Source organism: Frigoribacterium sp. Leaf44, from assembly GCF_001421865.1.
GTDB lineage: Bacteria > Actinomycetota > Actinomycetes > Actinomycetales > Microbacteriaceae > Frigoribacterium.
In genome coordinates this window covers 399454-403239 of the sequence record NZ_LMLG01000006.1, presented here as the reverse complement: position 1 = coordinate 403239, position 3786 = coordinate 399454, and the positions used below count along the sequence as shown (strand labels likewise).

General features: G+C 73.7%; 4 protein-coding genes. 3 read left to right on the top strand and 1 reads right to left on the bottom strand.

The genetic code is table 11. The features are described from left to right. Positions 1 to 152: 152 nt before the first annotated feature. Positions 153 to 1082, bottom strand: a complete 930-nt coding sequence (locus ASE87_RS10415; protein ID WP_056228325.1) for an aldo/keto reductase family oxidoreductase — start codon at positions 1080 to 1082, stop codon at positions 153 to 155. Positions 1083 to 1211: 129 nt separating this feature from the next. Between ASE87_RS10415 and ASE87_RS10410 the strand changes: the two genes are divergently transcribed. From ASE87_RS10410 to ASE87_RS16755, 3 genes are all read left to right on the top strand, one after another. After that, positions 1212 to 1691, top strand: a complete 480-nt coding sequence (locus tag ASE87_RS10410) for an SRPBCC family protein (RefSeq protein ID WP_162235876.1) — start codon at positions 1212 to 1214, stop codon at positions 1689 to 1691. A 144-nt stretch (positions 1692 to 1835) separates the two neighbouring features. Beyond that, positions 1836 to 2834: a LacI family DNA-binding transcriptional regulator gene (locus tag ASE87_RS10405; RefSeq protein ID WP_056228320.1), complete on the top strand. Its 999-nt coding sequence runs from the start codon at positions 1836 to 1838 to the stop codon at positions 2832 to 2834. Positions 2835 to 3431: 597 nt separating this feature from the next. Continuing rightward, the coding region (locus tag ASE87_RS16755; protein ID WP_235472272.1) for a beta-galactosidase at positions 3432 to 3786 on the top strand (355 nt) is incomplete at its 3' end.

The window sequence follows — 3786 nt, the reverse complement described above, 5'->3', positions numbered from 1 at the left end:
CCACGAGGTGGTCAACCCGCCACGAAAAAGGATGGCGGGGTGACCACTTCGTGGCGGTGTGTCCAGTTCGCGGTGCAGCGCAGTCCAGCGCCGCGCCGCACTGCGCCGCGCAGCGCAGCGCAGCGCAGCGCAGCGCAGCGCAGCGCAGCTCGCTACGGCAGCGTGTGACCGGCCGCCGTGAAGAGGCGGTACCACTCGGGCCGGGTCAGCGGCACGTCCGACCCCGCGGCGCTGTCGCGGAGGTGCGCGACGCTCGTCGTGCCGAGCACGACCTGCATGTCGGCCGGGTGCCGGGTGATCCAGGCGACCGGGATCGCCGACGTCGGCACGTCGTACTTCGCGGCGAGCTCGTCGATGACGTCGTTGAGCTCGGGGTAGCCGTCGCGGTCGCCGAGGAACACTCCGTCGAAGAAGCCCTTCTGGAACGGCGACCAGGCCTGCAGGGTCATGTCGTTGAGGCGGCTGTAGTCGAGGATGCCGTTGTCGCGGTCAACGGACTGGTCGAGCCCCGCCATGTTGGCCGCGACGCCCGCGGCGATCAGTGGAGCGTGGGTGATGCTGAGCTGCACCTGGTTGACGATCAGCGGCTGCGTCACGCTGCGCTTCAGCAGCTCGACCTGGCCGGGCGTGTGGTTCGAGACGCCGAAGTGGCGCACCTTGCCGGAGGCGTGCAGCTGGTCGAAGGCGGCGGCCACCTCGTCGGGCTCGACGAGGGCGTCGGGCCGGTGCAGCAGCAGCACGTCGAGGCGGTCGGTGTGCAGGGCGGCGAGCGAGGCGTCGACCGACTCGAGGATGTGCTCGGTCGAGAAGTCCCAGAAGCCGTCACGGATGCCGACCTTGCTCTGCAGCTGGATCGCGTCGCGCTCGGACGAGGTCATGGTGACGGCGTCGCCGAAGCGCTGCTCGCAGTGGTGGGGGTGGTCGCCGTACACGTCGGCGTGGTCGAAGAAGTCGATGCCGAGGTCTCGGGCCTCGGCCACGAGTTCACGGATCGCGTCGTCGGTCATGCCCGAGATGCGCATGAGCCCGAGGACGATGGTCGAGGCGGGGCGGTCGGTGGTGGGTAACGTCGTCGTCTTCACGCGGCCAGTCTGCTCTCGTCCGGCGTCCCCGGGAGCCGACCCGCGCCTCCTCGGGGGACGGTCGGGAGGCGCGGGGCGCCTGGGGAGGACCCGTCCCGTCGATCGCGCCCTCCGTTCCGAATGCCCGGCATGACCGTCATCGCGAGCGCGAGCACCGCGCGCGTCGCCGCCGCTCCGCTCGACCGGGCGTGGAGCATCGCGACGCCGCTGACCCCCGTCGGGTTCTATCCGCGGGCGGGGGTGATCCCGGCCGTCGTGGCCGTCCACGACCAGTCCGGCCCGTGGGACGGTGCCGGACAGACGCGCCGACTCGAGCTGTCGGACGGCAGCAGCGTGGTCGAGAGCCTGGTGCGCGTGGAGCCCGACGGGGTCTTCGTCTACGAGCTGAGCGAGTTCACCGGGCTGCTCGGGCGACTGGTGACCGGCGGCCGTGCCGACTGGAGCTACCGCGCGACCCCGAACGGGCGCACGCGGGTCGACTGGACCTACTCGTTCTTCGCCCGACCGGGGCGTGGGGCGATCGTCCGCGGCATCGTGCGCTTCGCCTGGGCGCCGTACATGCGGCGCGTGCTCGTCGGCATCACCCGCGAGATCGAGCGCACCGCCTAGTCGGCCCCGCCCACACCCCAGGAACGCACCCACACCCCAGGAACCCGCCGACACCCCCGTGCGCGCCGAAGGGTCTCGGCGACTTCGTGGGGTCTCGTGCATCCGACGCCCCGGCGGGGCACGAGGCACCGCTACCCTCGGGGCATGAAGGACGCCACGATCTACGACGTGGCGAAGCGCGCGGGCGTCTCGCACCAGACCGTCAGCAGGTTCCTGCGCGGCTTCGAGGGCATCCGTCCCGCCACCCGCGAGAAGGTCGAGCAGGCACTCGCCGAGCTCGAGTACCGCCCCAACTCGGCGGCCCGCTACCTGCGCCTGCAGCGGACGAACCGCATCGGGCTGCTCGCCGACAACATGCAGCAGTCGGGCCCCGCCCGCACCATCGCCGGGGCCACCGAGGCCGCACGTTCGCTCGGCTACGTGACCGACATCGTGTCGATGGACGGCGTCGACGAACGCTCGGTCGACGACGCCCTCGACCTGATGCTCGGGCAGCAGATCGCCGGCATCGTCGTCACGGCGCAGACGGCCGTCGCCCGGTCGGCGCTCGAACGCCGCGCGATCTCCGTGCCCGTGGCGCGCGACTTCGGGCTGATGGTCGAGGGCACCACCGAGTCGATCAACGAGCACGCGGGCCGGGTCGCGGCCGAGCACCTCGCGAGCCTCGGCCACCGCCGCGTGGCCTACGTCGCCGGGCCGGACCAGTGGCTGGCCGCCCGCGAGCGCGCCGACGGGTTCCACCAGGCCACCACCGCGTCCGGAGGCGCGGTGACGGTCACCGACGTCGGCGACTGGTCCGCGGCGGCCGGCTACGACATCGGACTGCGGCTCGCCGTCCGCACCGACGACTTCACCGGCGTCGCCGTCGCCAACGACGCCATGGCGATGGGACTGCTCGCCGCCCTCGCCGCCGAGGGGGTCTCGGTGCCGCACGAGGTCAGCGTGGTCGGCAACGACGACACTCCCGAGGCGCGGTTCATGGTGCCGTCGCTGTCCACCGTGGCGCTCGACTTCGGCTTCGAGGGGGCGCACGTGATGACGTCGCTGATCGCCCGCATCGAGGGGCGGAGCCCCGACACGGCCAGCCGCCTGCCGGTGCCGTCCCTCGTGGCGCGCGCCTCGACCGCACCCGCGCGCGGCTGACGCCCCGGGGCGCGGGCCGGCCCGCGCCTCCTCGCCGCCCGGCCGCCTGGCCGCCGCCGCGCGCTCGACCCGACCCGCGCCTCCTCGCCGCCTGGCCGCCTGGCCCGCCGCGCGCGCGACCCGACCCGCGCCTCCTCGCCGCCCGGCCGCCCCGCGCGCGCGACCCGGCCCGCGTCTCCTCGCCGCCCGGCCGCCTAGCCGTCGCCGCGCGCTCGACCCGGCCCGCGCCTCCTCGCCGCCTGTCCGCCGCCGCCGCCGCAGGCGGCCCGACGTGCCGAACCCGACCGGCGGTGACCGGCCGGGCGAGCACATCCCGACAACTCGAGCCCGACACGCCGCTCGTGTGCGCGCAGAGGCCTGATCGAGGGCGCAGGTGTCGCGATTTGCACACCGACGGTGGCGCGGGGGCAGGGCAGGAGGCGCGGCGCGGCCAGGGCGGGGCGCGGGTCGGAAGTGGGGTCTTGCGCAGGCGGCGCGGCGTGGGTTACGTTCTCCGCAGACGCCGATGTTATCGACAACATCCACTCGACGTCCCGAGCACGCGCGGGACGACGTCGGCGGTCGCCACCGCAGCCGACACACACGAACGGGTCAACGATGACTTCTGCTCCACGCCACTCCGGGGTTCTCTTCGGAGCCGCCTACTACGCCGAGTACCAGCAGGCGGGCACCCTCGACCGCGACCTCGACCTGATGGTCGAGGCGGGCTTCACGGTGATCCGGGTGGGCGAGTCGGTCTGGTCGACGTGGGAGCCGCGCGAGGGCGAGTTCGACCTCGACTGGCTGCAGCCCGTGCTCGACGGCGCCCACGCCCGCGGCATCGCGGTGGTGCTCGGCACCCCCACCTACGCGGTGCCGCCGTGGCTGCAGGTGCGCCACCCCGAGATCGCCGCCGAGCGGACGACCGGCGTCCGCGCCGGCTGGGGCGCCCGCCAGGAGATGGACCAGAGCC